Source organism: Cloacibacterium caeni (genome assembly GCF_907163125.1).
GTDB lineage: Bacteria > Bacteroidota > Bacteroidia > Flavobacteriales > Weeksellaceae > Cloacibacterium > Cloacibacterium caeni_B.
This window is the reverse complement of record NZ_OU015319.1, coordinates 713,386-739,919: the sequence shown is the minus strand read 5'-3', so window position 1 is coordinate 739,919 and position 26,534 is coordinate 713,386. Positions and strand designations below refer to the sequence as shown.

The 26,534-nt window shown below is 33.5% G+C and carries 18 protein-coding genes; 12 read left to right on the top strand and 6 right to left on the bottom strand.

All coding sequences use genetic code 11. The features are described 5' to 3' along the window. Positions 1–24: 24 nt before the first annotated feature. Both KKQ79_RS03355 and KKQ79_RS03350 read right to left on the bottom strand, forming a co-directional pair. Entirely contained in the window at positions 25–387 is a 363-nt protein-coding gene (locus KKQ79_RS03355) for a cupin domain-containing protein (protein WP_213188981.1), read from the bottom strand. Between the two features lie 2 nt (positions 388–389). Beyond that, entirely contained in the window at positions 390–1,349 is a 960-nt protein-coding gene (locus KKQ79_RS03350) for a LacI family DNA-binding transcriptional regulator (protein WP_213188980.1), read from the bottom strand. Between the two features lie 238 nt (positions 1,350–1,587). On the opposite strand from KKQ79_RS03350, the gene KKQ79_RS03345 reads away from it, so the two are divergent. The 4 genes from KKQ79_RS03345 to KKQ79_RS03330 all read left to right on the top strand — a co-directional run bounded on the left by KKQ79_RS03345 (position 1,588) and on the right by KKQ79_RS03330 (position 8,546). Beyond that, positions 1,588–3,897 (top strand): TonB-dependent receptor domain-containing protein, encoded by a 2,310-nt coding sequence (locus KKQ79_RS03345; RefSeq protein ID WP_213188979.1) that lies wholly within the window; start codon positions 1,588–1,590, stop codon positions 3,895–3,897. 302 nt (positions 3,898–4,199) lie between these two features. Beyond that, the gene (locus KKQ79_RS03340; protein ID WP_213188978.1) at positions 4,200–5,594 is read left to right on the top strand and encodes an MFS transporter; all 1,395 of its coding nucleotides are present in this window, start codon (positions 4,200–4,202) and stop codon (positions 5,592–5,594) included. A gap of 104 nt (positions 5,595–5,698) precedes the next feature. After that, on the top strand, positions 5,699–6,625 hold the full coding sequence (locus KKQ79_RS03335) for a carbohydrate kinase family protein (protein ID WP_213188977.1): 927 nt from the start codon (positions 5,699–5,701) through the stop codon (positions 6,623–6,625). A gap of 10 nt (positions 6,626–6,635) precedes the next feature. Further along, on the top strand, positions 6,636–8,546 hold the full coding sequence (locus KKQ79_RS03330) for an amylosucrase (RefSeq protein ID WP_213188976.1): 1,911 nt from the start codon (positions 6,636–6,638) through the stop codon (positions 8,544–8,546). A 65-nt stretch (positions 8,547–8,611) separates the two neighbouring features. Here the strand turns inward: KKQ79_RS03330 and ccsB are convergent, their stop codons facing one another. After that, on the bottom strand, positions 8,612–11,794 hold the full coding sequence (gene ccsB, locus KKQ79_RS03325; RefSeq protein WP_213188975.1) for a c-type cytochrome biogenesis protein CcsB: 3,183 nt from the start codon (positions 11,792–11,794) through the stop codon (positions 8,612–8,614). Between the two features lie 320 nt (positions 11,795–12,114). Here ccsB and KKQ79_RS03320 point away from each other — a divergent pair, with 320 nt between their 5' ends. From KKQ79_RS03320 to KKQ79_RS03305, 4 genes are all read left to right on the top strand, one after another. Then, positions 12,115–14,538 (top strand): FtsK/SpoIIIE family DNA translocase, encoded by a 2,424-nt coding sequence (locus tag KKQ79_RS03320; protein ID WP_213188974.1) that lies wholly within the window; start codon positions 12,115–12,117, stop codon positions 14,536–14,538. Between the two features lie 113 nt (positions 14,539–14,651). Continuing rightward, the gene (gene lolA1 / locus KKQ79_RS03315; RefSeq protein WP_213188973.1) at positions 14,652–15,281 is read left to right on the top strand and encodes an outer membrane lipoprotein periplasmic chaperone LolA1; all 630 of its coding nucleotides are present in this window, start codon (positions 14,652–14,654) and stop codon (positions 15,279–15,281) included. Between the two features lie 252 nt (positions 15,282–15,533). Then, the gene (locus KKQ79_RS03310; RefSeq protein ID WP_104792549.1) at positions 15,534–16,988 is read left to right on the top strand and encodes an LptF/LptG family permease; all 1,455 of its coding nucleotides are present in this window, start codon (positions 15,534–15,536) and stop codon (positions 16,986–16,988) included. A gap of 111 nt (positions 16,989–17,099) precedes the next feature. Then, positions 17,100–18,454, top strand: a protein-coding gene (locus tag KKQ79_RS03305) for an IS3 family transposase (RefSeq protein ID WP_213190656.1) whose coding sequence is annotated in 2 segments (ribosomal slippage) — positions 17,100–17,574 and positions 17,574–18,454 — 1,356 coding nt in all. Because the reading frame shifts where the segments join, the coding sequence is not laid out codon by codon here. Between the two features lie 66 nt (positions 18,455–18,520). On the opposite strand, the gene frr is transcribed toward KKQ79_RS03305, so the two are convergent. Together frr and pyrH are read right to left on the bottom strand one after the other, a co-directional pair. Beyond that, on the bottom strand, positions 18,521–19,075 hold the full coding sequence (gene frr, locus KKQ79_RS03300; protein ID WP_213188972.1) for a ribosome recycling factor: 555 nt from the start codon (positions 19,073–19,075) through the stop codon (positions 18,521–18,523). A gap of 29 nt (positions 19,076–19,104) precedes the next feature. After that, entirely contained in the window at positions 19,105–19,812 is a 708-nt protein-coding gene (gene pyrH / locus KKQ79_RS03295; RefSeq protein WP_069796895.1) for a UMP kinase, read from the bottom strand. A gap of 172 nt (positions 19,813–19,984) precedes the next feature. Between pyrH and porQ the strand changes: the two genes are divergently transcribed. The 4 genes from porQ to KKQ79_RS03275 all read left to right on the top strand — a co-directional run bounded on the left by porQ (position 19,985) and on the right by KKQ79_RS03275 (position 24,555). Further along, a complete protein-coding gene (gene porQ / locus KKQ79_RS03290; RefSeq protein ID WP_213188971.1) occupies positions 19,985–20,983 on the top strand; it encodes a type IX secretion system protein PorQ in 999 nt (332 codons plus the stop codon). A 100-nt stretch (positions 20,984–21,083) separates the two neighbouring features. After that, positions 21,084–21,674: a hypothetical protein gene (locus KKQ79_RS03285; protein ID WP_213188970.1), complete on the top strand. Its 591-nt coding sequence runs from the start codon at positions 21,084–21,086 to the stop codon at positions 21,672–21,674. Between the two features lie 548 nt (positions 21,675–22,222). After that, positions 22,223–22,759, top strand: a complete 537-nt coding sequence (locus KKQ79_RS03280; RefSeq protein WP_213188969.1) for a tRNA methyl transferase PRC-barrel domain-containing protein — start codon at positions 22,223–22,225, stop codon at positions 22,757–22,759. A gap of 5 nt (positions 22,760–22,764) precedes the next feature. After that, entirely contained in the window at positions 22,765–24,555 is a 1,791-nt protein-coding gene (locus KKQ79_RS03275; protein WP_213188968.1) for an endonuclease, read from the top strand. Positions 24,556–24,656: 101 nt separating this feature from the next. On the opposite strand, the gene KKQ79_RS03270 is transcribed toward KKQ79_RS03275, so the two are convergent. Further along, positions 24,657–26,501 carry a DNA topoisomerase 3 gene (locus KKQ79_RS03270; protein WP_250131183.1) on the bottom strand — a complete coding sequence of 615 codons (1,845 nt, stop codon included), beginning with the start codon at positions 26,499–26,501 and terminating at the stop codon, positions 24,657–24,659. Positions 26,502–26,534 lie beyond the last annotated feature (33 nt).

Genomic DNA, 26,534 nt, shown 5'->3' with positions numbered 1-26,534 from the left:
CTAAAGGGTGTAATTTTGAATACTTTATTCTTCTCTATTCACCAAATCCATGGAAAAAGCAGGCAAACAGATGGCTAAATATTCACATTCTTCTTCGAAAGGGTTGCTGTAACGAATTCTTGCACCTTTTTGGATTAAAATGCTTTGTCCAGCTTCTAAAACTACTAATTCCCCATCTATTTCAAACTGTTTTTTCCCTCTGATGATGATGGTAAATTCATCGAAATCTGGCGTTTGATGCGGTTCGCTCCAATGCGGTGGCGCAATCATGTGTGCAATAGAAATTTCTGAATTCCCTGTAGAATTTCCCCAATGTTCTTGAATTAATTTACCATCTGTAGTAGGAACTACAAAAGGATTTTTCTGAATTTTATATTTTCTAGACATTATTATATGTAATAAGTATTTATGTTTTTCTGATCTTTATTTTTTATTTTATCGAGCAAAGTATTTGCAGCCATCATTCCCATTTTTATTCCATCATTCTTTTGAAATTGAAAATGAGGATTAAGATACTTAGGAAAAATCCCTTCACTAATTGCCATAACTTTATAAGATTTTGCGCTTAAACCTTTCACTTTAAGTGCATAATTAAGCCCAGCTAAAGTTTCATCGCTCATTGCAAAAATACCATCAAATTTTTCATATTCTAATATGATTTCTAATTTTTCTTTTACTATTTCAGCGGAATTACAAAAGATAGATTTATAGTTAACATCAGAAAAATTGCTGAGATATTTTTCAAAACTGCTTCTTCTTCTCTCTGTAATTTCTAAATCTTTATTTCCAAAAATGGCTAGAATATTTTTACAATGACTATCAATTAATTGTTTTGCACATTCTTCTGCATCTTTTTCATTATTAAAGACTACTTGATCATATTTTTCTTCGGACAAGCTCTTATCAAAAATTACTACAGGAATTCCTAAATCATCTAATTTTTTGAAATGTTCAAAATTTTGAGTTTGAGAAGTTAGAGAAACCAAAACTCCATCTACTCTAGAATTGGCACAAGTTTGCAGGTTTTCTTTCTCTATTTCTAGAGATTCTTCGGAGGAGAGCGTAAAAAACTGATATCCCTCTTTATTAAATTTTGCTGAAATCCCCTCTATAATTGACGGAATGAAAAACATAGACATTTTAGGAATAATTAAACCTATTACTTTAGTAGATTTTTTTCTAAAATTAATGGCAAAATCATTCGGAATATAATTAAAAGTCTCTGCAGCCTCCTTTACACGCTTCTTTACTGCATCACTAATATCAGGATGATTGCTTAGAGCTCTAGAAACTGTAGAAGTACTAATTTGGAGTAAATCTGCAAGGTCTTTTATGGTGATTCTCTTCATTTTGGAAAGTTAAGTAAAGTTTTGGTAAAATTGAGCCTTCAAATATTAAGAATAATTTGTTAATTTTATGTTAAAATAAAAGCAAAAAAAGTTAATTTTTGTTAATAAAATAAGAAACTTACCAACAGCAAACGTTTGCGCAAACGTTTGAAAAACAGTATTACAGAAAAACTGACTAAACTCATTTCCAAATAAATAGAAATAAGATAATTTTATGAAAAAATAAAACCTACATAAAATGTATTCAAAATCTATTTCCAAAAGAAGCCTGAATATCATTGCTTTGAGCATTGCCGTTTCAGTCTTTTCACAAAACACTAAAAATAGTTCTGTTCAAACAGAAAATTCAAGGAAAGATTCCACAAAATTAACTATTGTAAAAGAGGAACGCAACGTAATGCTGAATGCATCTGACGCCAATGCTCCAAGGGAAATTCCTATTGGTCTTCCATCTACTTTTGTTAATGTTTACGAAAATGGAATGCCCGCAGTTTATTCTTCTGTACTGTATAATGTTTCTGCCAATTGGAGAAACGAATCTAGCCTTGCTTCACTAGGGTTGATGGATCCAATAGAATCTGCAATTTCTACAGGAAATGTAGCTTATTCAGTAACCTCAAAATCGCACCTTGGGACTGAAAACCAAAGAGGTATCATTAACTATGCAATAAACCACCGAGGTTTACAGCAATTTGACATCAATAATTCTGGTTCATTGGGAAATGGTTGGCTATATTCTGCAACTATGTATCAAATCTTTGATACTGGTACTCAGAAGTGGAGATTTACCAATTTTTATGACCGCACACAAATGTACAAAGGTGCTATTACTAAAAAGTTCAATAACAACAAAGGACAGGTTTCTTTACTCTACAAATATATTGAATCTAAAAAAGCAGCGAATATGGATTCTCAGGGTCCATTTATCTATGTTGGCGACGGTACTATAAAAGAAGCAAACAATTTCCATCTGGGAACTTCTAGCTATGTCCCTGGAAATGGAGAAATACAGTACATGGATTTACTTACAGGAAATATCTATAAGGATAACTTTAGAAATAATAATTATAATCAAGGAAATGACGTTTCTTTATTATCAGAATATAATTTTGATAATGGAATGAAATTAAATCTCAACATACGCTATCTAAAGGCAAAATCTAGAGAAGTAGCAAGAGGATTTTCTACAATTACAAATGTAGTAAATGGCTTAGAACCTAATGGAGAAAATCTTAATCTATATTATGATATGGACGGAAATCTTTTCACTGGCAAAAAACAACTTGCTATTGCTTACCAGCATATTGCAGATATTAATAATTTTTTCATTACTTCGGAACTAGCCAAGAAAACTGAAAAACATCATTGGAAGATTGGGTTTAACGAATGGCTTTACAAAGTAGATTACCACTCCAATACTTCAATGTATGACACTACGGTTGAGCCTTACCCTAGTTTTATATACCATATTACTCCTGATGGTGAAAAAGTACAGTATTTCAATTATAACATTGCTGGATCTGAGTACCATATCGGACATGAGAATAAAACAGCATTATATTTTGTGGATAAATGGAAACCTTTAAATAAACTAATTGTAAATTATGGTGGAAGATTAGAATATTATAATGTAGCAGGTGAGAATCTCCCTTATGAAAGATTTAACGATTTCCATATTGGTACTACTGCTATAGAAGGAGGTTCTATAAAACCAGTACGTTTTGATAAAAGTTACCTAAATTATGCCGCATCTCTTCAAGCAGAATACAATATAACAGATAATTTCGGAGTAGTGGGAGACATTACACTTACCAGACTTCATCCACCTATCGACAATTATGCTTCTTTTAGTAACCCAAAAGACGATGCAATCAAGGTAAACTTATTTAGAGGAGGTATTTTTTATAAAAACTCATGGCTGAACCTTACTTCTATGGTTACCCAGATTGAGAAAAGCAATTTCTATACTTTGATTAATGTAGCTAATCCTCAAAATAATACAGAATCTAAGACTACAGCATTCAACTATAATATTAAAACTTTGGGATGGACAACCACTGCAGAATTAGATCCCTTGAAAGGATTCCATCTACACTTGCTACTTACATTACAAAAACCAGAATATGACAACTATGAAACCATACTACAATTCGGAAACCTTTCTTATCCTGTAAGCGCCAGTGGAAAAACAGTAATTGGAATTCCAAAAGTAATCGCAGAGTTTGATCCTAGCTATACTTTTAACAATGATAAGCTAAAATTGTGGATGAGCATTCGATATTATGGAAAACAGTACGCCAACCTAAGCAACGCTCTCTACTTTAATGGAAGATTTGAATCTTTTGCAGGAGTTGACTATAAATTAAACCAGCATTTATCTTTTAGTGGTAGCGTTGTAAATTTCTTAAATCAAACTGGTGCAACTGGTATGATTGCGGGAGCAGAGCTTATAACACCTGAAGAAGCATCAAAATTCAATAATAGTTGGATGACGGGATATTTCCTTCGCCCTTTCATACTTCAATTTGGAGCAAAATATCAGTTCTAAGGAAAATTACTTCCAGTTCAGTTTTTAAATTCTTTATTAAATAAATTGGAAGTTCAATTTTTATTTGCCAAATCATCCGCAAAAGAAACAAATTATATACTATTAGAAAATATTTAAAATATTATTTATCATGAAGTTGTTTAAAGTAAAATTCAATATCAAAAATAAGCTATATCCAATCGGTATTTTTGTCATTTTATGTTGAATTTTTCAGAAAAAACTCTTCAAAATTTATATTGAATTCTATTTTTTCTATCAATAAAAATTTACTTTAAACAAGTTCTATATTTAAATCTTGCAATATGTTAAAAAAAATTAACCCTCAACTAAATTTTTGGCAAATATTCAACATGAATGTTGGCTTTTTTGGCATACAATATAGTTTTGGATTACAGCAAACTGCCATTAATCCTATTTATTCTTTTTTAGGAGCTCATGCAGAACAATTACCTATTCTCAATTTGGCTGGTCCTGTTACAGGATTAGTAATTCAACCCTTAATTGGTGCTATTTCAGATAAAACTTGGTCTCCAAAATGGGGAAGAAGAAAACCTTTCTTCATGATAGGAGCTTTATTTTGTAGTCTTGCCTTATTTGCTTTCCCTTTCAGTAAAGAACTTTGGATGGCTGCAGGTTTATTGTGGATTTTAGATGCTGCAAACAATACTGCAATGGAACCTTACCGTGCTTTTATTGGCGATAAACTTCCTGAAAGCCAACAGACCTTTGGTTTTCAAATGCAGAGTTTATTTGTAGGAGCAGGAATTACTTTAGCCAATTTATCTCTTTTCTTTTTCCAAAAATATTTTGGAGGAGGTTCAGAAACGGGAATTCCAACTTGGGTGTATTATTCGTTTTTTATTGGGGCGTTTTGTTCTATCGCTTCTGTTGGTTGGTCGGTTTATAAAACTCCCGAAAATCCTCCTACAGAAGAAGAATTGGCAAAATTAAAAATAGAAAAAGAACACAGCAATTTCTTTACACCTTTTATAGAAATTGCAAATGCAATAAAAGACATGCCGAAAATTCTTTGGCAATTGGCTTTGGTGTATTTATTTCAATGGTATGCTTTGTTTATCTATTGGCAATTTCTTACGCCAATGCTCAAAAAAACATTATTTGGACTTACAGAAGCAGATGAAACCAAATCTTCAAAAATTTTAGAATTAGCACAAAAAGGAAATCATATAATTTCAACAGATTTATCTTGGGCAACACAAATTTCTGAATTGGTTCAAAAAGCAGTCGGACAAACTGGACTTATGAATGGAACTTACAACATTGTTACCATGATTACTGCATTAATGCTGGTTCCGTTAGCAATGAAATTTTCCACTAAAAAAGTTCACGTTGCTGCTTTATTCGGAACTGCGATTGCTTTATTCATGCTTCCTTTCATTAAAAATGAATATTTTATTCTTTTCCCGATGATACTTTTCGGAATTGGTTGGGCTGCAATTATGGGATTGCCTTATTCTATGGTTTCGCCAGATATTCCTTCAGAAAAACGTGGCGTTTATATGGGAATTATCAATATGATGATTGTAATTCCGATGCTTTTACAAACCATTTCATTCGGATTTATTTATAAAAATTTATTGGGAAGCAATCCTGTTAATGCGATACTTTTGGCTGGAGTTTTATTTGTTTTGGCAAGTATTTCTGTTACTTTTATGAAAGTGAAGAAAGTGAATTAAAAAAGAACCATTTAAAAAGTAAAAAGAAACAAGTTTTAAAAATCATTTATCGATTATCAACCATCATTTATCAACCATCAATTATCAACCATCAATTATACAATATGAAAACCCTTTTCTGCATCGGCGAGCTTCTTATAGACTGGATTTCTACAGACATTGATTCTTCTTTAGTAGATTCTGTAAACTTTATAAAAAAAGCTGGAGGAGCACCTGGAAACGCCGCCATTTCTTGTAATAGATTAGGAGGGAAATCTGCATTTGCAGGAAAAGTAGGAAATGATGCTTTTGGATTATTTCTAAAAGAAACTCTAGACCAAGAAAATGTAGATACCACCAATCTGATTTTAGCAAATGAATACACTACTTTTGCCTATGTAAGCATCAAAAAAGGCGGCGAAAGAGACTTTATTTTTATGCGCGGTGCAGATGCTCTATTAAGAAAAGAAGAAATAAACCTGCCCTCAGAAAATGCTGTTTTTCATTTTGGTTCAGCAACAGGTTTTTTGGGTGGAGATTTATCTGAAACATACTTTAAAGCACTAGATTATGCCTTAGAAAAAAAATTTTTCATCAGTTTTGATCCTAATTTCCGAGAAGCACTTTGGCCCAATCCTGAAAAATTTATAGAGTTTTCTAAAGATTTCATTTCAAAATCAGATTTAATCAAACTTTCAGAAGAAGAAGCTCTACTCATTTCAGGAAAAAAGGATTTACAAGAAGCCATCGCCACTTTTAAACTAAAGAAAAACGCAATTGTGTGTGTTACTCTTGGCAAAAACGGGACACTCCTCTACTTCCAAGAAAAATTAGAAATTGTACCAAGTATTTCAGTAGAAGCCATTGATACCACAGGAGCTGGAGACGCCTTTATAGGAGCAGTATTAAAGCAAGTTTGTGACAAAACGCCAGAAAGTTATAATGAAATCAAAAACTATGTGAGTTTTGCCAATAAAGTAGCTGCAATTTCTACTACGAAATTAGGTGCAATAGAAGCACTTCCTACATTAGAACAAATATTAAAATATTAAAATATTAAAAATGCAACAAGCCTATAAACTTTCAAGATTATATGCTCTACTAGATAAAAACAGAACTCCAGATTCTTGTTTTCACATAAGACTTGGTTCTAACTTTCCTATTATTTTAGATTTATTTGAGAGACTTTATTCTACTCATCCCTATAAAAAGGAAGCATTTGAGAATCTTATCGAAATTTTAATCAATAGACATCTAGAGCGTTCTGAAGAACAAAAAAAACTAGACCTGCATCGTTCAAAAAATCCAAACTGGTATTCATCTAATGAAATTGTAGGAATGATGCTCTATACCGAAAGATTTAACCAAAATTTTAAAGGATTAGAAGAAAAAATTCCTTATTTTAAAAAATTAGGGATTAATACCCTTCATTTAATGCCATTTTTAGACGTTCCAGAACCCGAAAATGATGGAGGTTATGCTGTGAGAAATTATAGGGAAACCAATCCTAAATTAGGAAGCATGGAAGATTTCGAAAATCTAGCCAAAAACCTTCACCAGAACGGAATGAATGTGATTATGGATTTTGTGCTAAATCACTGTGCAGACACTCATCAATGGGCAATAAAAGCTAAAAACGGAGACGAAAAATATAAAGAATATTTCTATTTTTTTAAAGACAGAACAATTCCTGATGCATTAGAAAAAACCATGCTCGAAATTTTTCCAGACACAGCTCCCGGAAATTTCACTTGGTTAGAAGAGCAAAAAGAATGGGTAATGACGCTTTTTCATCACTATCAATGGGATTTAAATTATAAAAACCCTAGAGTTCTAGTAGAAATGATAGACAACATGCTGTTTTTAGCAAATAAAGGTGTAGATATATTTCGTCTAGATGCAGTAGCGTATATGTGGAAAGACATTGGAAGATTTAACCAAAACTTGCCAGAAGTTCACACTCTTTTACAAATTTTTAAAATGTGCGGACAAGTTGTAGCTCCAGGAATTGCTTATATTGCAGAAGCCATCGTAGCGCCAGAAGAAATTGTAAAATATTTTGGAGAAGCTGAAGCAGAAGGTAATGAATGTGATATCGCTTATAATGCTACTTTCATGGCATTAAGTTGGGAAGCTATAGCTTCTGGAAACACTGATTTACTGAGAAAATCAATGTACTCTGTTCCCAAGAAACCTATGAATACCACTTGGATTAATTATGCTCGCTGTCATGATGACATAGGCTTAGGATTTGAGGATAAACTCATTCAGGAATTAGGTAAAAACCCGTTAATGCACAGATTATATATGTTAAGATATTACTGTGACGAACAAGGAACATTCGGAAGAGGAAAGCGTTTTATGCAAGAACCCAACGGAAACGCAAGGCTTTCTGGTTCTATGGCTAGTTTATGTGGTCTAGAGAAAGCTCTAGAAGAAAAAAATGATTTTCAAATCCATTTAGCTCAGAAAAGAATTCATCTTCAGCATGCTATTATTTTAAGTTTAGGAGGGATTCCTATGATCTATAGTGGAGACGAAATTGCTTCTACCAATTTCTACTATTATTTAAATGAAAGTGATAAAAAACACGATAACCGATGGCTTCATCGCCCTATGATGAATTGGGACATAGCCGAAAACCTAGAGAAGTATCCTATTCAAAAATCAGTTTTTGAAAATTTAAAAAAAATGATTTCTTTGAGGAAAGAAATTCCTGCTTTTGCAGACAATAATGATTTAGAATTTATAGACAGTGGAAACAGTCATCTTTTAGTATTTAAAAAAACAGATAAAAAAGGAGAACACGTTTGGGTAATTTGTAATTTTTCTGAATACGAAACCACATTCCCTAGCTGGTTTATTGGTTTAAACAAAAAGGTAAAAAATTTACTTACAGATGAACAGTTCTCCCTGCAGTATCAAAACTTCATAGGAAGATATGATGTACTATGGCTTACATTATCAACTTAAATTTTACTTTACAATTTAATATTTTTCACAAAAAAACCTTTATCACAAGATAAAGGTTTTTTCTATTATTTAGAAGAACTTAGTTTTTTGTACTTGTAATAAGCACCTAAACCTAATGCCGTCATTACTCCAATACTGATGTACACCCAAGCTGGAACAGGAATAGGATCTCCTGCTGCATAAGAATGCAGTCCTGAAAGGTAATAATTTACTCCAAAATAAGTCATTACCATACTACAGAATGCGAACATGGTCATTAAGTGGAAGGCATATCTTCCTCTCAAACCTGGAACCAATCTCATGTGGAGTACAAATGCATAAACAATGATAGAAATGAACGCCCAAGTTTCTTTCGGGTCCCAGCTCCAATATCTACCCCATGATTCATTCGCCCAAATTCCACCTAAGAAATTCCCAACGGTTAATGCAAATAATCCAATGGTTAAGGACATTTCTGAAACGATGGTTAATTCTTTAATCGTAGAATGGTCGTGCTTATCAAATGTATTTTTACTTGAAATGATATAGAAAAACAATGAAATCACTGCAATAATCATTGACAAAGCGAAGAAACCATAACTGCTGGTAATAATCGCAACGTGAATAATTAACCAATACGATTTCAATACTGGTACTAATGGTGTGATTTGAGGATCTAATTGAGAACCACCATGCGCAAATCCCATCATGATTACCGCCACCATAAATCCTGCAGCTGGAATGAGTGCATTGGCATTTCTGTACAGCATTAAACCTGCTGAAATTCCCACCCAAGAAATAAATACAATGGCTTCGTAACCATTACTCCAAGGAGCGTGACCAGAAATGTACCATCTTCCGATTAATCCTAAGAAGTGAAGGAAATATCCTACTACTCCTATGTAAATGATGAATTTGATGGCCTTGTGTAAAGTTTTATTCGGTTTGAAAAGTTCAATAAATCCTAAAACGATTAATAAACCTCCAATGATGGTATAAAAAATCAATAACCAAAAGTTAAGATTTGCTTTGTTCATAAACACTTCTAGACTCACTTTGCTCTCATCAGGAAGTACATTTTTACCCCAAGTTTTTTGATATTCTAGAATTTTTGTTAGCGCTTCGTCTGCTTTTGTCCAATCTCCGTTTCTAGAAGCATCTACTACGCTGATGAAATAAGGCGCAATAACGTTTTGTGCTTGTGGATCTGCTTTTTGTTCTGCATCTAGCCAAGAGTTCCAAGTATGATTAGGATCGTTTTGAATAGGAACTACTCTAAAATATTGTCCAGAAAGCAATCCGTAAAATACTTGCACTCTTTCGTTTACAGAAATAACTTCCTTATCATAATTGCTTTGTTCTGCAGGTTTTTTTCTAAAAGCCGTATTGAAATCCTCTTCTAAAATGAATTTTGGCATTCCCATCGCATCGGTTACGAAAAGATTCATCATAGAAGTATAGCCATCTTCGTTGGCTTTGGTTTTTTTCTTCAATTCTTCGCCACCTTTTGTTCCGATTTTGATGATTTTATCATTCATCCAAGCCATCGGATTGATGTTAATTGACAAGAACCACTGGTTCGCATTGAGCTCTCCCCATTTTTCTTTTTTGGCTAATTTTCTCAAAACATCTAATGCTTGAGTATTCATCGGTTCAATTCTTCCGTCGAAACCTTGCACGAGAAGATACCCGAATTTATCGGCATGTTCTTTGGAAATTTCGGCGTGAACCATTTGTTGAGGAACACTTTGCGGTTGAGCAGTTGGCGCAGCTTCAGCATGAACTTCTCCTTCTTTATGTTGATGCTCTTGAGCATTTAACCCCACCATTGAGAACAATAAAAGGAAAATTGCTACTTTCTTTTTCGCCATATCTTTTAAAGATTGGTTCAGTTTCCAGAAGTGTGTTCCTTTCCAGAAAAGTGCTACAAATAATCCTAAAAATAAGAATGCATAGCCAATATATGTTACCAAAGTTCCCCAGAAATCGTGGTTTACCGATAATACGGTTCCTTGTCTATCTGGGTCAAAACTTGCTTGGAAGAATCTGTATCCTTTGTGATTTAAAACGTGGTTCATATAAATTTTATAAGGCGTTTGTTTGCCTTCGTCTACAATTTGAACGTGAGATTCATACGCTGATGGAGAATCACTTCCTGGGTAAGTTTCCATCACGAAATCATCTAATTTCAAAGCAAATGGAGTTTGATACACTTTCGGACCGAACCCAAGAATAATGTTTAATCCGTCAATTGTCATTTGTTTAAATGCGTTAGGATTTCCTTTTTCTACTGACAAATCGATGGTTTGTTCTGTTTTAGGACCTTTCACCAAAACTTTTAACATATCAGGAACATTTTGGTCTCTTTTTTTATCTCCAGAATACGCAATTAGGTTTCCTTTTTTCAATGGTTCTGGAACTACCAATTTTAAATTTTCTATGGTATAAAGACTTCTCAAAGCCAATGGTTGGAATTCATCTTTTTTAGTCACACCAGTCGCTTGAGTTGCCATGGTCATATAATTGGCTTCAACAGGTGTTTTGATAAATAGATTCCCGTTTTCCTGTTTGAATTCTACAGCTCCTTCTATTCCTTTGTTGAAAGAAACTAAGAATCCATTGATGCTTTTTACATCACCAGAACCCAAATAAATATCTTCTCTTCCATTATCATTGGTTGAAACCAAGTGAAGATATTCTTTACCTGAATCGCTAACAACTAAACTGTCTTTTTTTCTCTGAATATATTCTAACTGTTCTACTTGAACAAGTTCCCCATGGAAATCGTACTTTGCCTTAAATCTGTGTGGAATAATTTTCGCAATGAGTGGTTCTTGAGAAGCCATCATATAAGGAATTTCGGCATAACTTAAACGGTCGCCACCTCTTTCGATTTGAATTTTAAAGAAATTTTTATCAGTAATAATTTCATTAGAAGTTTCTCCTTCTCTGATGTGCATTTGCCCTTCGTAACTGATGTAACGGGTGATTGCACCCCCAATAAAAATAAAGACAAAAGCCAAGTGAAACACCAATAACGGCCATTTTTCTCTTCTCCAAAGTCTGTATCTATTAATATTACCAATAAAGTTAATAATAAGTAAAATCATTACTACTTCGAACCATTTTGCTTCATAGATTAAAGCTTTGGCAGTAGGTGTTCCGTAATCGTTTTCTACAAAAGTAGCATAAGCCATTGCAAAAGCATAAACGAACAATAAAACAGCCATTGTTCTCGTAGAAATCAGAATATTAATCAGTTTTTTCATTATAGATTTTTAAACTGCACAAAAATACATTCTATAAATTGAATTAGCGAATTTTGATAGTTGGATTTTATCTATAACTGTGTTAAAATTTTTATAAAATTTTGTTTTTTTTTAACTTCTTTGGTGCATAGAAACATTTGATTTCTCTGTATAAAAATTCAATCTCATAAAAGACGAATCCTCATTTTGCATTTGAAGACCTCAAAATCAGAAAATTAAATGCTATTTCTAGTTAAAAAGTTACTATTTTTAAAATCAAAAAACGATTTCAAAAGTTTTCATTTTTCATATAAAATATTACCTTTGCGTGTTATCACATTATGGCAAAATTAGCATCTAACAATAGACAAGAGGTAGAAGAAAGCAAAACGCTCTCTAAACCCAGAATTTTTTTCGGACTTTTATTTTTGTTTTTATCGGTAGTTTTTGCGTTATCCTTCGCATCTTATTTACTGAACTGGAAGGCTAACCAAAGTCAGACCGGCGCAATGTTGGATAAAAGCATTAAATCTTCTAATATTTTTGGAAAAGTGGGAGATTGGCTCGGGAATATTTTTATATTCGACAGTATCGGGATTGCTGCTTTCATTGTGGCTTTTTTGATGATGGTTTTAGGTTTCCAAATCTTGAAGAAAAACTATTTTAAAATCTGGAAAACCCTTTCTCACTCTCTCTTTTTTCTTTGTTGGCTTCCTATTCTTATGGGCGCCATCACCAAAGGAAACGGAACATTAAGTGGCGTTTTCGGGAATGAAATTCAAGAATATTTGGCTTCTATTATTGGTGATTTCGGATTATGGATGACGCTTTTAGCGGCGATTATCTTGTATTTTGTTTTGGAATTTAATCTAAGACCGAGTTCTATTAAAAATCAAATCGATTCTATTAAAGATAAATTTGCCCCAGATTATGATGCAGATGAAGATTTCGAAGCAGACAAAGAACTGAAAGAAGAACCTCATTTTGAAAATCTAAAAGTCACTTCGGAAGTTGAAGCTCCTAAAACAGAAACTTTTGAAACCATTAAAACGCCTAATCAGACAGGTTTTGAAGCGCCGCCAGTTGTAGCTGAAACTCCCATCAATATTCCAGTTAAAAAAGATTTAGAGCCTACAGGTTTTAGTTTTCAAAAAGAAGAAAAACCTGCAGACAATATTGCTTTCAGTATTGAAGAAGTAAAGGAAGATTTAGACGATTCTGAAATAAAAGCAAAAGATTTGGTAGACAAACACGGTTTGTATGACCATAAATTGGATTTGGCAAATTTCCAAATGCCAAAAATTGAACTTTTAAGAGAATATGGCAACGAAGAAATCGCCATCAATAAAGACGAACTCGAAGAAAATAAAAATAAAATCGTTGGCTTGCTGAAAAACTTCAACGTAGGTATTGCAGAAATTAAAGCAACCATCGGTCCTACTGTTACACTTTACGAAATTGTTCCAGAAGCGGGAATCAGAGTAGCAGCCATCAAAAAATTACAAGATGACATCGCCTTGAATTTATCTGCTCTAGGCATTAGAATTATCGCACCGATGCCAGGAAAGGGAACGATAGGAATAGAAGTTCCACGCAAAAATCCTTCGATGGTTTCTATGCGAAGTGTTATTTCTTCTCCAAAATTCCAAAATGCAGATATGGATTTGCCAGTAGTTTTCGGGAAAACGATTTCTAACGAAGTTTTTGTGGCAGATTTAGCCAAAATGCCTCACTTATTGATGGCTGGAGCAACTGGACAGGGAAAATCTGTTGGGATTAATGCCATTCTTACTTCACTGCTTTACAAAAAACATCCTAGTGAATTGAAATTTGTAATGGTAGACCCTAAAAAAGTAGAACTTTCATTGTATTCAAAAATTGAAAGACATTATTTGGCAAAACTTCCAGATGGTGAAGACGCCATTATTACGGATACGCATAAAGTGATTAACACGTTGAACTCTCTTTGTATAGAGATGGATACGCGTTATGATTTGCTGAAAAATGCTTTTTGTAAAAATATTAAGGAATACAATAAGAAATTCACAGAACGCAAACTTAATCCTGAAAACGGTCACCGTTACATGCCTTACATCGTTCTTGTGGTAGACGAATTTGCAGACCTTATCATGACGGCAGGAAAAGAAGTAGAACTCCCAATTGCCAGATTAGCTCAATTGGCAAGAGCAGTAGGAATTCACTTGATTGTAGCGACTCAAAGACCGTCTGTAAACGTCATTACAGGGATGATTAAAGCCAATTTCCCAGCGAGAGCAGCGTTTAGAGTAATTTCTTCTGTGGATTCCAGAACGATTTTAGATTCTACTGGCGCAGAACAATTGATTGGAAAAGGTGATATGCTTTACTTCAACGGAAATGACTTATTGAGATTGCAATGTGCATTTGTAGACACTCCAGAAGTGGAAAAAATTGCAGAATACATTGGCGAACAAAAAGGTTACGCCTCTGCATTTATGTTACCAGAATATTCAGGGGAAGAAACCACTTCTACAGTTGGAAGTTTTGACCCGAATGAAAAAGACCAACTCTTCGAAGAAGCAGCTAGAATTATTGTTTCTACACAACAAGGTTCCACTTCTATGCTTCAAAGACAATTAAAATTGGGCTACAACAGAGCCGGAAGAATTATGGACCAATTAGAAGCTGCAGGAATTGTAGGCGGTTTCAATGGTGCTAAAGCAAGAGAAGTCATGATTTCTGATTTAAATTCTTTGGAAAGTTTCTTGGAAGAATTGAGGAAGTAGGAAGTCCGAAGTCAGAAGATGGAAGACTGAAGATTTAGAAGTTATTTAACATTCTTTAAGTTTTCTTGGCTCGCTTTTTGAAATCTACACCAAGAATCATTAAAAATAAAAACATGAAATATTTTAACAAGATTATATTAGCAAGTGCTTTGGTTGGAAGTTTTACCTTTTCGTTCGCGCAAAAAGTAGATGCTAAAGCCAAAACTATTTTAGAAACCGTTTCTAAAAATTATAAAGCCAAAAAAAATACTTACTTCAAATTTTCTTACGGAACGGGAACTGGAAAAGTGAGCAAAACCGAAACGGGAATCTTCTACTCTACTCCTACTCAGTATAAACTGAATATCATGGGAAATGAGCAGATTTTTGACGGGAAAAAAGTGTACAACATTTCTAAAGAAGACCAAGAAGTGACGATTGCTCAACCGAATGGTTCAGAAAAAGCACTTTCCCCTATCAATTATCTTGATGAATACAAAACAGGATATACCGTAACTTATGCAGGAAAAAGTGGCGGTCTAGACCTCATCAAAATGGTTCCTGTAAAAGATAATGGAGTAAAAAGTGTGGTTTTGTATATCAATACTCCTAAAAAGCAGATTGCTAAAATTGTACAGACTTCATCAGGCAATGATTTGGCCGTGATTACCGTAAATCAATACAAAGAAAACCAAAGTTTAAGTGCTTCTACGTTCAGCTTTGATAAAAACAAGTACAAGAATTACCTCATTACAGAATTATAACGTTAATCCTTCTCATTTTGAGAAGGATTTTTCTATGACATAGAATGCGGAGGCGTTAAAAATAATTGAAATCTAGGCGTTAAAAAATTCCTGCTGTTTGAAGTCGAAGCAAAGCGAAGACAAGTTTCAGGGATTTTAGAATAGATTTCAATTATTTAGCTGAGCATTCAAGTCTTGAACTTTTGGTTCTTTTGTTTCAAGACAAAAGAACTAAAACCAAAATAATTCTAACTTTTTTCATAATTTTGGCAAATGTTAAAGAAACTCGATCAATATATTATAAAAACCTTTTTCGGGCCGTTTCTATTTATTTTCAGCGTGCTGTTTTTCATCTTTATGGTGAATATTGTATGGATTCAGCTTTCGCAGTTTACAGGAAAAGGCTTGAGCAATTGGGAAATTGTAAAATTCTTGTTTTATCTGAGTGTAAACGTTGTCAAAATGGTATTACCATTAACCATTCTTTTGGCTTCCATTATGACTTTTGGAGATTTCGGGGAACGCTATGAACTCGCCGCCATGAAATCTGCGGGAATTTCCCTCACCAGAATTATGATGCCTTTGTTTGTAGTAGTTTCTTTACTCTCTATCATGCTTTTTGTGTTTTCGAATAATGTAATTCCAGATTTTCAGAGGAAGGCCAAAAATATGATGTACAATATTGCCGCCACCAAACCCGCCATCAACTTTACCGCAGGACAATTCATCAACTCATTGCCTGGAGCAACAGTAAAATTTGACAAAATTTATGGGGAAAACGGCGAACATTTAGAAGGCGTTTTTGTGCACAAAGTGGCTAATGCTTATGAAGACCAAAGAACTATTATTGCTAAAAAAGGTGAATTTACACCCGCTGCGAATAGAAATTATTTGAAATTGGTTTTATATGATGGCTATATTTTCGAGGATAATATTCAAGACAAAAATTATTTAGAACGACTTAAACAGCCTGGTCAATCGGTAAAATTTGATTCTCTGGTTCAGCATTTTGACGTGAGTGATGTCATCAACAAAGCCATTGAAGACGAAAAAATTACAGACGATTACCGTTTTCAAAATTATAAAGAGATTAATAAAACGATTGTAAAGGTTAAGAAAGAAAACGACTTTAGTTTTAACTCTATTAACTCTGAAATGGTAGGACAAACCAATAATTATGTGACTTACATCGACAAAATTAAAAATCCTGCCAAACCTACAGAACCTTTTGCAATAGAAAAATTAAAAGAAGATAAAAGGTTAGAAGTACTCTATCAAGCGTATACTAAAATTTCTTTTCTACAAAACGAAAAAAAGAATAAGGATACCCAAATCTTAGATATTGTAAAGTATTACAATAAGATTATCATGTATCAACAAGGGATTATTGCTTATTCCGTGACGTGTCTTATTTTCTTTATGATTGGCGCAAGTTTAGGTTCTATCATCAGAAAAGGAGGTGTAGGTTTACCTGTAGTGATTGCAATTATCATTTTTATTGTCTTCTATGTGATGAACTTGACCGTAGAAAATATTACTTGGAAGGGAAAACTCAATCCTTATTTCGGAGCTTGGCTTTCTAATTTGGTTTTATTTCCTTTCGGTGTTTGGCTCACGTATAAAGCGCTTACCGATTCTCAAGTTTTCGATGTAGAAAAATATAAAGCCTTGACGAAGCCTCTTTGGAGCAAATTTGTGAAAGAAAGAGAGCATGAAAGGTATCAATAAATCTAGATTCTAGATACTAGATACTAGATATGAGATGCAAGATGTTATAATAAAAAAACTCCAGAAATGGACTGCCCCCAAAAAGTTAGACACTTTTTAGGGGCATTTTTTATGGGGAAAAGTAAATATTCATTAGACTTTAAATTAAAAGCTATAAAGAGATATCACAAAGGGGATATTGGAACAGACGATTTAGGAAAACGCATTGGAGTTTGTGGTTCCTTGGTTCGTAAATGGATAAAATTTTATGAACTTTATGGAGTTTCAGGACTTGTTCGGCTTTCCAATACGCATTACACAAAAGATTTTAAATTAAAGATTTTATCAGTAATTGAGAAAGAGAATTTAAGTTTAAAAGAAGCGTCGAGAAGGTTTAATATTCCTGCGGAGTCCAGTATTCTTAGTTGGCAGCGTAATTACAAAAAAAATGGTATTTTAGGTTTAGAAAACATACCCAGAGGAAGACCTAAAACCATGAGTAATTACACGCGAAAAAAAAAGAAAACAGGCAAACCCTTAACAAGGGAGGAAGAACTGTTGGAGAGGATTTATTATTTAGAAGCCGAGAACGCCATTTTAAAAAAGTTAGACGCCTTAATTCAGGAAAGGAAAAATCCAAAGCCATCGAAGAGTTAAGGCAGGACTTTGATTTAGCAGTACTACTGCATTGTACATCGATGGCAAGAAGCAGTTTTTATTACTATCAAAAACGCTTTCAAATGAAAGATAAATATGCGGAAATAAAAGAAATGATTAAGCAGATTTATCATCGTCACAAAGGAAGGTTGGGCTATAGAAGAATTACTTTGCTTTTGAAAGAAAAAGGAATTTTGATTAATCACAAAACTGTTTTACGACTTATGAAAATATTAGGTTTAAAGAGTATTATCCGAGTGAAGAAATATAAATCTTACAAGGGAGAGCAAGGGAAAATTGCGCCCAATGTTCTACAGAGGAATTTCAAATCGGACACTCCTAATCAGAAATGGGCAACCGATGTTACAGAGTTTAATGTATCGGGTAATAAACTTTATCTATCTCCAATCATCGATTTATTTAATGGTGAAATTGTCAGTTTTGACTTATCTGAAAGACCTGTGTTTAGCCAAATCATCAGAATGCTAAAGAAATCATTCAGAAAAGTAAAATCTACACAAAACATCATTCTACATTCTGATCAAGGTTGGCAATATCAAATGAAACATTACCAAAACTTGTTAAAAGAAAAAGGTATTATTCAAAGTATGTCCCGAAAAGGAAACTGTTTGGACAATGCGGTGATAGAAAACTTTTTTGGAACGATAAAATCAGAAATGTTTTATGCCAGAAAGTTTGGTTCCATTCAGGAACTTAAGATGGAAATAGTGAAGTACATTCACTATTACAACAATGATAGAATAAGACTCAATCTCAAAGGAAAGAGTCCGGTACAGTACCGAACTCTTTCCTTTGAAAATATTGTTTAATTTTGTCTAAACTTTTGGGTGCAGTCTAAAATTCTGGAGTTTTTTGTTTTGCTTATGTTTATAGCATTAGATTTTGAAAATATCTGTTTCTTTTGCTTTAAGATGTTCGTCTGCTAATTTCACATACTTGTCAGTCAGTTCTTGGATTTTAGCTTCTGTATCTTTGATGATGTCTTCAGAAACGCCATCTAATTTTTTAAGTTCTTTCATACCATCTTGTCTAGCATTTCTGATAGTTACTTTGGTTTGTTCGGTTTCCGCTTTCGCTTGTTTTGCTAAATCTTTACGTCTTTCTTCAGTTAATGGTGGAACATTAAGAATAATTGTATCTCCATTGTTAGAAGGTGCAAAACCAAGGTTAGAATTGATAATCGCTTTTTCAATGGCGTTAATCGCTGATCTATCCCATGGTTGAATAGAAATCGTCATCGCATCTGGAACAGATACATTCGCCACTTGATTGATTGGCGACATTGCTCCGTAATATTCTACCACAACATCTTGAACCATAGATGTAGAAGCTCTACCTGCTCTAATTTTTTGGAAAGCGTGATCAAGGTGCTTAATTGCAGCATCCATTTCTTGCTTTACCATATCCATAATCATGTTTAATTCTTCCATTGTATATTGAAAATTTGATAAGTTACACATTATATATTCACAAGAGTTCCTACTTCTTCTCCTAAGACTACTTTTAATAAATTACCGTCTTTATTCATGTCAAAAACAATGATGGGTAAATTATTTTCTTTACTTAGGGTAAATGCAGTCATGTCCATTACTTTTAAATCTTTCTCAAAAACTTCGTCATAAGAAAGCGAATTGAATTTCACTGCATCTGCATTTTTTTCTGGGTCAGAATCGTAGATTCCATCTACTCTCGTTCCTTTCAGAATTACATCTGCACCAATTTCTATTGCTCTCAATGTAGCTGCAGTATCTGTCGTAAAATACGGGTTACCTGTTCCTGCTCCGAAAATCACCACTCTTCCTTTTTCCAAGTGTCTTACTGCTCTTCTTTTGATGAAAGGTTCAGCTACTTTGTCCATTTCGATTGCCGATTGCAATCTGGTTTTAATGCCTTGATCTTCTAGTGCGCCTTGTAACGCCATTCCATTAATTACGGTAGCCAACATTCCCATATAATCACCTTGCACTCTATCCATACCTTTGGCTGCTCCTGCTACTCCACGGAAAATATTTCCTCCTCCTATTACAATTGCTAATTCTACGCCTGCATCTACTACTTTTTTAATTTCTTTAGCATATTCTACCAATCGATCATTATCAATTCCGTATTGTCTGCTACCCATTAAAGCTTCTCCGCTTAATTTTAAAAGAACTCTTTTGTATTTCATTGTTATATTTTTATCAAAATTGGTGTCTCAAAAAGTATAGATTTGAGGCAAAAAATAAATTTACTGCAAATATAATGAATCGTAAAGAATTTCGTTAATAGAATTATGTTTTCACATTTAATTTTTGTTAAAGTGTAAAATAAATTATTTTTGCAAAGTTATAATTGAAATTTTGAAGAAACTATTTACCACATCCTTCTGTTTATTCGCATTATGGGCTTCTGCACAAACTGGAACCAAGGTCTATCCTTTTCTCAATGTTCCCGTTTCTGCCAGACAAGCTGTATTAGGTGGTGATGCCGTTTCTGTAAGAGATTATGACGTGAATTTTGCAGCCATCAATCCTGCTTTGATGAATCTAGACATGGACAATAGAATCGGGATTAATTACGGTTCTTACATTGCGGGTTCTAATTTAGGAAGCATTAATTACGTGAAAGATTTAACGGCAGGACATTTCATTTCCGTCAATGCTAGAGTTTTAGACTTCGGAAAGACACCTAGAACAGATGAATTCGGGAATGTAAATGGCGAATTTTCTGCAATGGATGCTTCATTTGGTGTAGGTTATGCTTATCAGTTTGATGATGATTTCACGGTTGGCGCCAATGTGAATTACCTGACTTCTAAAATCGACAATTATACTTCTTCGGCCATTTCTGCGAATGCTGGAGTGACTTATCACAATGAACAATCCAAAGAAACTTTAGCTCTAGTTTTCAGAAATTTTGGCTATCAAATCAAATCTTACAACGGAACCAAAGAACAATTGCCTTTCCGAGCAGATATCGGTTACACCAAAATTTTGCCAGATTTTCCTTTAGCTTACACCATTACTTATCATGATTTGCAGCAATTCAATATTTCTCAATCGTATGATATTAATGGCAAAGAAGTTGGTTTTGGTAGAAAATTGATGGATCATCTTTCTGGCGGAATCGAATTGTTTCCTGAACAAGCCTTCAACATTAGAATGGGTTATAATGTAAAACGCGGAAACGAACTCGCTGTTTTGGACCAAAGAAATTTCTCTGGATTGAGTTTTGGCTTTGGAATCAAAATCTCTTCTTTTAGGTTTGATTATTCCCATGTTCGTTATCACAACGCCGACAATGTGAATCAAATTGGCTTAATGCTGGATTTGGTAGAACTTTCTGGAAATAGACGTTGATTATTTTAAATTTTAGATTCTAGATTTTAGATTCTAGATTTTAGATTTTAGTAAACTAATCGAAAGAAATCTTTTGTATATTTGGATTAAAAGTTAAAGTATGAAAAAAATTGGGACTTTAATTCTCTTATTTTCTGTTTTTGGGATTTTTTCGGCACAAAAAAATGATGGCTTGAAAATCTCACAAAGTAAGAGTCAATATTCTATTAATGACACTATTCCGAAAATCATTTATCCACAAAGATGGGAAAATAATAAAACTTTGGTTTTACTTAATGAACAACCTACTTCCCTTGCAAGTTTAACTACTATAAATCCCGAACATATTGAAAATATTAAAATTGAAAAAGAAAAATTTAATTTTAAAAACAAAGAATATGACTCGAAAATCATTGTAAGAACGAAAACAAAATTTACTCCTCCTTTTATTAATATCAGTGAATTAATTTCGAAATATACCCATCTAAAAAAGGAAGATAAATTTATTTATAGTATAGACGGAGAAGTTGTAAATTCAAACGAAAAATATATACTTGTTGACGAAAAATATATAATGCAGATTAAGGTTGTAAAACTTGACAATGTAGAAGAAAATCTTTACTTAATTAAAATCTTAACAAGACGGAAAGAGAATCTGAATAAAGCAAATGAGATTATGATTAGAGGTAATGAATTATCAATGATTAAATAAACACAGCGGAAAACCAGTTACCTTTTGACAATTATTTTTTTAGAAAAATAACCTTCAAAAAATATAAATTTAAACCTCGTTTAAGCAGTTTTAAACGAGGTTTATTATTTTAACCCAAACATTTATTTGACTTACAAATAAAATTTTCTCAGTTAAATTTGTAAATATGGCTCATGGAAGATATAAAATGCAAGCCAAGTCATTCTTGCAAGTAAAAGATTGCTAGAAAAAAGCATAAAGTTCACAAATACTTATCATGAAATCATTCATTATTGTGAGACTATTTCTGAAAAAAAATAATGTTAGAAAGAAATTTTTTATTTTTCATTATTACTATTTTTCTTAAAAGACTACACCAATTAATAAACTTTTCTATAATACTGCCTTTTAGTTATATTATTTAATTATCATTTGAACGAATCTGCCGTAGAATGATTTTTATTATGAAATCAAAAAAAAATAAATTCATGACTTATTATTAAAATAAAATACCTAGCTTAGCCGCCCTCTTTTAGTCAAAAACCTTTCTATAAGGGAATTAACAAAAAATGAAGCAAAAAGGACAAATTGTAGAGATTTTACCAACCTCACCTATTTACAGTAGTGATTTATCATCGAGTTTATCTACTGAGACAGATTTTTTATCTGCTTCTCAAAAAAGACAATATTCTCTTTTTGATGGAATTTTGGTAGGCGAACATGATGGTTGGTCTAATTTTAGGTTAGGTCAAAGAAAAGGAATTAATGTAGGTGGTAAAAAAAAACCACTATATGTAATAGGAATAAATAAAAAAGAGAATAGAGTTTTTGTAGGAGAAGGAATAGACCATCCTGGACTTTTAACAAAAGTAATAGCCATTGAAAAAAATGAAAATATCGATTACAAAAAGATCTTAACATTAGAAAATAACACCCCAGTAGAATTAAAAATTGAGCTAGAAAACCATTCAGTCCCTGCATTTTTTTATGAATTTGAACATTACATCTTCATAAGACTTAACAAATTGTTTAGAATTGATCTCTTCAACCATAAAATATCTATACATTATAAAAACACAATGTTATTAAACATTTTTATACCCTAAACATTATGAAATTAAAAATTTCTTTCTTGGCATGCATTCTAACAGTGTTTGCTTTTGCGCAATCAGCGCCTTCTTACTATTCTGGTATTAATTTCAGCAAAACAAAAAATGATCTTAAATCAGATCTTGCTACACTTATTACCAATACCCACACCCAGAATATTTCTTATTCTGCAGGACTAGCAGATCTTTTTAAAACCAGTGACGCAGATCCTCAAAATCCTTCTAATTTATTATTGATTTATGGATCTCAGGCATCTGGAACTCATCAAAGAAGCCGTCCTTATTCTGCAACTTGGAATAGAGAGCACGTTTATGCAAAATCAAAAGGAACGCCAAATTTAGGAACATCTGGCCCTGGAGCAGATGGCCACCATCTTCGTCCTGCAGACAATACATTAAATAGTACGAGAGGAAGTTTATTATTTGACGATGGCTCAGGTGCTACGGCTTATTCTACTAATAGAGGTGGATGGTATCCAGGAGATGAATGGAAAGGTGACGTAGCAAGAATATTAATGTACATGTACGTGAGATATAAGAGTCAATGTTTACCTCTAAATATCACAATGAATCCAGCTACTTATTCTTCTGATTTCCCAGATATACTTCTTAAATGGAATGTAGAAGACCCTGTTTCTGACTTTGAAAGAAACAGAAATAATGTAGTGTATAATATTCAACATAATAGAAACCCATTCATAGACAATCCATATTTAGCAACCGTAATTTGGGGTGGCCCATCTGCACAGAATACTTGGCCAGACAGCATTTCTGGAGGCGGAAGTGGCTCAACAACAGATACCGAAGCGCCTACAGCTCCCACAAATTTAAATGTGACAGGAAAAACTTCTACAAGTATTGTTTTAGCATGGACAGCATCTACGGACAAAGTAGGAATTGCTAGCTATGATGTCTACGTAGACAATGTATTTAAAACAACTGTTTACACTCCTGGAACTACTATTTCTGGTTTATCCCCATCTACAACATATAGTTTTTACATTGTAGCCAAAGATTACGCGGGAAATAAATCTACAAACAGCACTACAGTAAATGGAACAACAGAAGCAACAGGAGGAACAGGAGATACTGGTGGAACAGGCTCTGGAACATCTTGCGGTACGGAAGATTTTGAAAGCATTCCTACAGGTGGCTCTACATCAGACTCTTCTTATGCAGGAAGAACTTGGACTAATAAAAACATTTTATGGACTGCAACTAGCGCAAGAACAGATTCACAGATTTACATAGATGGAAATAACAATAAAGCGATTTGCATTAAAAACGGAACATTAAAATCTTCTACTATTTCTGGAGGAATAGGTTCTTTAACGGTTAAAACCTATTTGCCTTTTTCTGATTCTGCGGGAAGCTATACTCTTAAAATAAATGGTGTAGTAAAAGCTCAAATCCCTTATTCTAAAACAGCAACAACACAAGTGATTAATGACATTAATGTTGAAGGAAATGTAATTATAGAATTAGTAGATACTAGTAACAATAGAGTCTCTTTTGATAATTTAACATGGACTTGTTATTCTGCAATGGCTACCGAGGACGTAAATTTAAAAAATTCAAAATTATCCATATATCCAAATCCAGTAACCAACAACGAGTTTTACATTAGCGGTATTACGAAAAAAGAGACTATTCAAATCTATGATTTAAATGGCAAATTGATTCAAGTTGTAAAAAATGTAGGAAATAAAGAAAAAGTTAATCTTACTAAATTGCCAAAAGGAGTTTACATTATAAAAACTCAAGGTAAATCAACAAAAATAATTGTAAACTAATTATAAATTGTAATGAGAAAAAGCCAGAAGAAAATTTTCTTCTGGCTTTTTTATTATGATCTTTTTCTTTCACTTGATAACTAAAATCCAATAATTTTAAATTATTTTTTCTTTTTGGATTTAGATTTGGTGGGTCTTTCTTCTTGAAAAGAGATAACTTTTCCTTTGCTATTGATGACTTTTTTGGTGAGTTGGGTTACCATTTCTATGAGCTCTTCTTTGAATTTTTGTGCTTCGTATTCGCCTTTTTCAATTTTTCTGAGTTTTTGTTCCCACTCTCCTGTTAATTCGGCACTTTTTAACAATTCATCTTCTATGGTATCAATTAAATCAATACCCGTTTGAGTCGCGAAAAGATTTTTCCTCTTCTTTTCGATGTATTTTCTTTTAAAAAGTGTTTCTATGATGTTTGCTCTGGTAGAAGGTCTACCGATGCCGTTGTTTTTCAAAAGTTCACGCAGTTCTTCGTCTTCTACCTGTCTTCCTGCGGTTTCCATGGCTCTTAACAATGTAGCTTCTGTATATGGTTTTGGCGGAGAAGTTCTTCCCTGATGCACGAAAGGTTCGTGTTCGCCTTTTTCGCCTACTGTAAATTCGGGAATAAGTTGTTCTTCGCTTTTTTCTTCTTTCTCGTCCTTTTCAGCATTATTTTTAGAATCTTTGGCATAGACTAAACGCCAACCTGGCTCGAGAATTTGTTTTCCCGATGCTTTGAAATTGATGGTTCCTACCTGACCTTCTACCAAAGTATTGGAAATTTTACATTCTGGATAAAAAACCGCTATAAAACGCTTTGCCACCAAATCATAAACTAATTTTTCTTCTCTGGTTAAATTGGAAGTTGGCGGAATTTCCGTAGGGATAATCGCATGATGGTCAGTCACTTTGGCATCATCAAAAACGGCTTTTGACATTGGAATTGGCGCTTCTAAAAGAGGAGCCGTTAAGTCTGAATAAAAATTCATGCTTCTGAGAATTCCCGAAATTTTTGGATATAAATTCTCCGAAAGGTAGGTGGTATCTACTCTAGGATAAGTGGTGTGTTTTTTTTCGTAGAGGCTTTGGATATAATTGAGTGTGCTTTCTGCAGAAAATCCATATTTTTTATTGGCTTCTACCTGAAGTCCAGTTAAGTCGAACAATCGAGGATTTTTTTCTTTTCCTTCTTTGATTTCAAAAGCAATGATTTCAAAAAGATTTTGTTTGAGATATTCCAAACCTTTTTCTGCTCTTTCTGCCGATTGTAAACGGTCAATTGCCGCTGTGAAAACCACTTCTCGGTATTTGGTTTTGAGTTCCCAATAGTCTTTTTGCACGAAAGCGTCTATTTCTTTTTGGCGTTTCACGAGCATTGCCAAAGTAGGTGTTTGCACTCTCCCAATGGATAAAACAGCTTTGTTTCCGCCAAATTTTTTGGTGAATAAACGGGTAGCATTAATTCCGAGAAGCCAATCTCCTATTGCTCTAGCGTTTCCTGCTAAGTAGAGATTTTTGTAATCTTCGGCAGATTTTAATTTTTCAAAACCTTCTTTTATGGCATCTTCGGTCAAAGAAGAAATCCAGAGTCTTTTTACGGGTTTGTCACATTTGGCTTTTTGTAAAACCCATCGCTGAATAAGCTCTCCTTCTTGACCAGCATCCCCACAATTGATGACCTCCTCACATTCTTTGACCAAAGATTCAATAACTTTGAACTGTCTTTCTACTCCGATATTGTTGATTAATTTAATTCCGAAATTTTTAGGAATTATGGGCAGTAAGAAGAGATTCCACGCTTTGTATTCGGGTGCATAATCGTGAGGCTCTTTCAAGGTACACAGATGTCCGAAAGTCCACGTTACGCAATAACCATTGCCTTCCATATAGCCACTTTTAGGAGTTGTAGCTCCCAAAACTTTGGCAATATCTCTTGCTACACTTGGTTTTTCTGCAATACAAAGTTTCATTTTCAAAATCTAAATGGGGTGCAAATTTGCAAT